Origin of the sequence: Kistimonas scapharcae (assembly GCF_039540975.1) — a bacterium.
Lineage (GTDB): Bacteria > Pseudomonadota > Gammaproteobacteria > Pseudomonadales > Endozoicomonadaceae > Kistimonas > Kistimonas scapharcae.
Genome location: NZ_BAABFL010000332.1, coordinates 1 through 5787, shown reverse-complemented (window position 1 = coordinate 5787; position 5787 = coordinate 1). Strand labels below are relative to the sequence as shown.

At 51.8% G+C, this 5787-nt stretch carries 7 protein-coding genes; 6 read left to right on the top strand and 1 reads right to left on the bottom strand.

Going from position 1 to position 5787, the window contains the following annotated elements:
- Window positions 1-280 precede the first annotated feature (280 nt).
- Window positions 281-691 (top strand): IS1096 element passenger TnpR family protein, encoded by a 411-nt coding sequence (locus ABD892_RS11970; protein ID WP_345195923.1) that lies wholly within the window; start codon window positions 281-283, stop codon window positions 689-691.
- A gap of 212 nt (window positions 692-903) precedes the next feature.
- Here the strand turns inward: ABD892_RS11970 and ABD892_RS11965 are convergent, their stop codons facing one another.
- Window positions 904-1332, bottom strand: a complete 429-nt coding sequence (locus ABD892_RS11965) for a hypothetical protein (RefSeq protein WP_345195922.1) — start codon at window positions 1330-1332, stop codon at window positions 904-906.
- A gap of 295 nt (window positions 1333-1627) precedes the next feature.
- Between ABD892_RS11965 and ABD892_RS11960 the strand changes: the two genes are divergently transcribed.
- The 5 genes from ABD892_RS11960 to ABD892_RS11940 all read left to right on the top strand — a co-directional run bounded on the left by ABD892_RS11960 (window position 1628) and on the right by ABD892_RS11940 (window position 5614).
- Window positions 1628-2428 carry an undecaprenyl-diphosphate phosphatase gene (locus ABD892_RS11960; RefSeq protein WP_345195921.1) on the top strand — a complete coding sequence of 267 codons (801 nt, stop codon included), beginning with the start codon at window positions 1628-1630 and terminating at the stop codon, window positions 2426-2428.
- A gap of 17 nt (window positions 2429-2445) precedes the next feature.
- Window positions 2446-3390 carry a DUF368 domain-containing protein gene (locus ABD892_RS11955; RefSeq protein WP_345195920.1) on the top strand — a complete coding sequence of 315 codons (945 nt, stop codon included), beginning with the start codon at window positions 2446-2448 and terminating at the stop codon, window positions 3388-3390.
- Between the two features lie 312 nt (window positions 3391-3702).
- Window positions 3703-4245 (top strand): type IV toxin-antitoxin system AbiEi family antitoxin, encoded by a 543-nt coding sequence (gene abiEi, locus ABD892_RS11950; protein WP_345195918.1) that lies wholly within the window; start codon window positions 3703-3705, stop codon window positions 4243-4245.
- Window positions 4229-5149 carry a nucleotidyl transferase AbiEii/AbiGii toxin family protein gene (locus ABD892_RS11945; RefSeq protein WP_345195917.1) on the top strand — a complete coding sequence of 307 codons (921 nt, stop codon included), beginning with the start codon at window positions 4229-4231 and terminating at the stop codon, window positions 5147-5149. Before abiEi ends, ABD892_RS11945 begins: the two co-directional genes overlap by 17 nt.
- A gap of 33 nt (window positions 5150-5182) precedes the next feature.
- Window positions 5183-5614 carry a hypothetical protein gene (locus ABD892_RS11940; RefSeq protein WP_345195915.1) on the top strand — a complete coding sequence of 144 codons (432 nt, stop codon included), beginning with the start codon at window positions 5183-5185 and terminating at the stop codon, window positions 5612-5614.
- The last annotated feature ends 173 nt before the right edge of the window (window positions 5615-5787 follow it).

Here is a 5787-nt window from a genome sequence, read left to right as displayed (position 1 = left end):
TGCCTGAAGAGCACAGGGGACGCTCTCTTCATTCAATTTAGCCTTACTTCTTCAGATCGTTAAGCGGGAGTTAAGGCAATGTCGACAAGCCATGATTCTTACCACTTTCTTATGCCAGCAGATCACCATGGTTATTCCGGTGATGGCAATGGTGACTCACGCGATTCAGGAGGGTTTCTCTCATGGAGCGTCTGATTAAGCTGGCAAGTTGGCCTGGATTGATTATGCTTGATTCCCGGTACGCAGCGGCCATTACTCCCATTGGCGCAGAGGACGGGTAATGATCATTTTTTTGGATGTGAAGCTCATCGGCGGTTTGTACTTCAAGCATGAGTGGCGTTGCCAGATAGCGATTGATGAAATGAAAACCACGCTGGAAGCGCTTCATCTCTGCATTCAGAAGGCCATTAAATTTGAAAATGACCATTTATACGAGTTTTTCATTGCCAGTTCGGCAAGGAGCCCTGAGCGGGTAAGTTATGAAGTCATGAATGGTCGATGCATGGAAACCTTGGCGAGTGACATGTTTCCCTTGTCTGGCAATCGAAAGCTGTTTTACTGGTTCGATTTTGGCGATGACTGGATGTTCCAGATAAGCTGCAGTAGTAAAAGCCCAGAAATGGCAGCGCCGCGTCTACGTTATCCCAGGGTTGTCAGCGAGGAAGGCAAGAAGCCTGTGCAGTATCCCTGAGTGGTTATGAGGTTTCCCGCATACCAGTATGAGATCCGTGGGTATCGGGATAGGTTTCTGAGCCGCACTGCTAAACGCTTTGGTTCGTTGAGAGCCGGTTCCCCAGGCGGGGTGCACCTTGTAAACGTTGTACGGTTTTCAGACACTGGCAGTGAGGGTGCCATTTGCTGACAGGATCGGTTTGTTAAAGCCGCCTCCCTGCGACAGGCGCTTTAGCATTGCGCTTCGACCAGGCGTTTCAGCATGCCCTTCATGTCTGTCACGTCGGCTTTCACGCTGGACATGTCACTTCGCATTTCGCTCATGCCGGATTCCAGTTTATCCATTCTGCCATCCAGTTTATCCATTCGTGATTCGATGTTATCCATTCGGCCATCCAGTTTTTTCACCTGAATATCCAGTTTGCCCATCCGTGTGTCGAGTTTATCCATCCTGTTGACCACCTGGCTCACATCAAACTTCAGGTCGGTCATGGAGACATCCAGTGCATGCATCCGGACATTGATTTGATGATCCAGCCGGTTTAGATAATTGCGCTGATCTTCAAGCAGGGTATTCAATGCTTCCGCCTCCAGTATCGGTTTCAGTTTTTCCAGCCGTGTGACACGGTGATCAAGCTGTTCCAGCGTGACGTCTGTCATAAATACTCCGTTGCATTGTGGGGTTGTTGGTATCGCGCTGCAGAGTATAGTCAGCCTGTGGCCGTTTGGCGGGCATTGGGTCTTGGCCTGGTGTGGCTGGTAAGAACAAGACGATGGCGGGGGCGCTGAAAAATCCGGACTGGCTATGGCAATGCCTGAACGTAACAGGTTTAATACGCTGCCAGCTTTTTTTGTGATCATGCGGCTATCTTTGTTCTGGCAGGTTGTCCTGCCAGTTCTCTTTCAGTGTTACATCTGCGTGTAATGTTTTTCTTCCAAAACGGATCCCGGTGTTATGGATTATGTACAACTGGTGGTTCTGGCGCTGATCCAGGGCCTGACCGAATTTTTGCCGATTTCAAGTTCGGCGCACCTGATTCTTCCGGCCCAGCTGCTGGACTGGCCTGACCAGGGGCTGGCGTTTGATGTGGCAGTGCATGTCGGCACCCTGGCGGCGGTCATGCTCTATTTTCGCCGGGATATTTTCCTGCTGGTGCGGGACTGGCTGTTGTCCCTGACAGGGAAGGGCAGCACGCCCCACAGCCGGATGGCCTGGCATGTGGGGTTGGCGACCCTTCCGGCGGTGGTGTTTGGCCTGCTGCTGAAAACCACCGGGCTGGATGAGGCCATGCGTTCAGTCGCCGTGATTGCCGCCACCACACTGGTGTTCGGCGCATTGCTCGGGGTGGCGGACTTTCTGGGCAAGCGAACCCTGCGCCTGGATGACATGACGCTGGGGCAGGCCATGATGATCGGCCTGTGCCAGATGTTGTCGCTGATTCCGGGTACGTCCCGTTCCGGCGTCACCATGACGGCGGCGCTGATGATGGGCTTTACCCGGGAGGCTGCAGCCCGGTTCTCGTTCCTGCTGTCGATCCCCGTGATCATGGGTGCCGGTCTGTTGCTGACCCTGGACCTGGCCGGTTCACCAGAACCCGTGGACTGGGGTGTGTTGGCCGGTGGGGCGCTGTTGTCCGGTCTCAGTGCATTGTTGTGTATTCATCTCTTCCTTGGCTTCATCAACCGGCTGGGCATGTTGCCGTTTGTCGTCTATCGCCTGGCGCTGGGTGTAGTGCTCTTGTTTTTTATTCATTGATTGATTGCTGAAATAACATGCGAATTTCACTGTTTTTCAAAGGCGCGGCCATGGGTGCGGCCGATGTGGTGCCCGGTGTGTCCGGCGGCACCGTGGCGTTGATCACCGGCATCTATGCCGAGTTGCTGGTCTCGCTGGGCAGGCTGAACCCGGCGGCACTCCGGCTCTGGTACCGGCAGGGGTTCAGGGCATTCTGGTCACAGATTAACGGCGCCTTCCTGCTGACGCTGTTTGCCGGCATTCTCGCCAGTGTCTTGTCCCTGGCACAGCTGATCAGTTACCTGCTGGCCAGCCACCCGATTCCGGTCTGGTCGTTTTTCATGGGGTTGATCCTGATCTCGGCCGCACGGCTGTGCCAGTCACTGAAAAAACTGTCGCCCACGGTGGTGGTGCTTGGCATGGCCGGTTTTGCGGTAGCCTGGGAATTGTCTGCGGCCGGGGCCATCTCCCTGCCGGATCCCACCTTGCCGGTCTTTTTTGCCGCCGGTGCAGTGGCCATCTGCGCCATGATCCTGCCGGGGATTTCCGGCAGCGCCATCCTGCTGATGCTGGGACTCTACGCGCCAGTGCTGGCAGCGGTTAAAAGCTTTGACCTGCCAGTGCTGCTGGTGTTCTGCAGTGGTTGTGCACTGGGTTTGCTGGCGTTTTCCCGGTTACTGGCCTGGCTGCTGGAACGGGCGCAAGACCTGTGCATGGCGTTCCTGACCGGCCTGATGCTGGGTTCCATCAACCGGCTCTGGCCCTGGAAGCTGACGCTGGAGTGGACCATTGACAGCAACGGTGCCAGTGTTCCGGTGATGCAGCACAACATTGCACCCTGGCATTTCCTTGAGTTGACCGGCGGCGACAGCCAGTGGGCGATGGCGCTGTTGATGATAGGTGTCGGTTTACTGCTGGTGCCGATGCTGGAGAGGGTTGGGCAGCGGTTGGCTGACCGTGAGGTGAAATCGTCTGCCGGATGATGAAGGGTTTTTGAGGCCACGGAGTGTTCGCCAGCAGGGTGTGAAGGTGCGCCGACATGGCGCAAAAACGGTGCCGGTAAGTTCAACTACCGGTATTTATCTCAATGTTTAATGCAATTAGGGTAAGGGAGTAGCAGATACCTAATGGGAACGCAGATTTTAGTCCTATCCGCTTTGGCTATGGTTCTTGTTCGTTAAAAAGTCATATATGTCACTAATATGTGTATTTTCTGTTTACTTGATGGTTTGCTAATATGTGTACAGATACACTATATATAAATGGTAAAAGTGTCTACATGGAGTCAGGATGCTATGGATCAGGCCACTGCTATCAGGCGTCTCTCAGATTTTGACCAGATGGGGCGTTCTGTTTTCACAAAACGGGATCTGGCCAAGATCTTTATTGAGGACAATGCCCGGGCATTTCAGGCAGGATTAGGGCGACTGGTCAGGAACAACATTCTTTTGCGGGTAATGAAAGGGATCTATCTCTTTACATTATCACGTAGCCGTGGAGCCGATGTCTTGGAACGTATTGCTATCGCACTTCGTCGAGGGCATTACAACTACATCAGCCTTGAGTCCGCATTGTCGGAATATGGTGTGATTTCACAGATTCCTGTGGACCGGCTCACGATTATGACCACTGGTCGGAAGGGAGAATATAAAACACCATTCGGCACCCTTGAATTTACCCATACCAGGCGTTCTGTCGCCGACATTATCGACAGTGCAGTTGACCGTGGGCGGCCGTTGAAAATCGCCACAAAGAGAGCTGCTTTCCGTGATTTGAAGCGGGTCGGGCGAAACATGCATCTGGTTGATGAGGCGCTTGTTTATGAAGATGACCAATGACGATTTTGCCCAGCTCGTTGAGCGCATTATGCAAAATGATACTCTCTCGTATATGCGTCCGGTGGTCGAAAAAGAGCTGCTCCATTATGACATTCTCTACTGTCTGGATCAGGCAGGGTTGTTGGATCATTTGGTGTTTCAGGGAGGCACGTCACTTCGATTATGTCATGGTGGTAACCGGTTCAGTGAAGATCTGGATTTTGCCGGAGGTGTTGATTTTTCTTCAGCCTCCCTGGCCAATATGAAAGCCTGTATTGAGGATTATATTGGTGCCCGTTATGGCCTGCAGGTGTCAGTCAAAGAGCCAGCGTCGTTGAAAAAAGACCCTGTCTATGCGGAGATGAAGATTGATAAGTGGCAGATCTCCGTTGTCACAGCGCCAGATCGTAAAGATATTCCCCGACAAAAAATCAAAATTGAAGTGGCCAACGTACCTGCCTATACCCGGGAAGCTCTACCCCTGCGGGTCAATTACCGTTTTCTACCAGATGGCTATGGGGACACGCTTGTGTTTACGGAAACCCTGAATGAAGTGATGGCAGATAAGCTGATCTCCCTGCCAGCTACGCAGAATTATATCCGTTATCGGGATATCTGGGATCTGCCCTGGCTGCAGCAGCAGGGGGCAAAAGTGAATGCTGAACTGGTGAAGAAAAAGATAGTTGATTACAAGCTTGATGATTTTGACGAGAGGTTGGTGTTGCTGATCCAGAACATTCCAGCGATGGTTACGGATGGCGCGTTAAAAAAAGAAATGAGGCGATTTCTGCCTAATGATGTTTATGAACGCACTTTGGGCAAGGAGAAATTCGAGAGTTTTCTTGTAGGATCTCTGCAAACGTTGTTTGAAGGGCTGAAAAAAGAGTTTTATGGTGGAGACGCCTCCCCGGATTTTATTATGTAGGATTCGTTGTCAGGCTGGTAGAGGTGGAGATTTTTGAAGCTGTTTATCGATTGCGAGTGGAACGGCCATCAAGGGTCGCTGATATCTATGGCTTTGGTTGCTGAAGATGGTGATTTTTTTTATGAAGTTCTTGAATGTCCTGAACCCACTGATTGGGTGCGGGTTAATGTTATGCCTGTGCTGGGTAAGGCACCTGTTTCAAAGGATGAGTTCACAGAGTTATTGCGTGAATTTCTTGGTAGGTTTCCCGGAGATAGCCTTGAGGTCATTGCTGACTGGCCTGAAGACATCAAGCATTTCTGTGATGCACTGATAGCTTACGAGCGGAGAAATATTGGTCCCGGCAGCTTTTGTATTACTATTGACCGGGAACTGTTCAATTCTCAATCAAGAGTCCCTCACAATGCATTGGAAGACGCGATTGCAAACCGGCACTATTTTCTGGGACGTGAAGCCGATGAGTGATGCACGGGATCTGGCTAAAGCCAGCCAATAGATTGAAAGCATGTTAGGAACTGCTAGTCGCTTCAACCGTGCGGTCTTGCGCTTACGTTGATCGTAAGTACTCAAAAACTCCTGTGCAGACCACATGGCAGCCAGCATGAGGCGTATTCGATAATATTTGCCAGTCTCGGAAT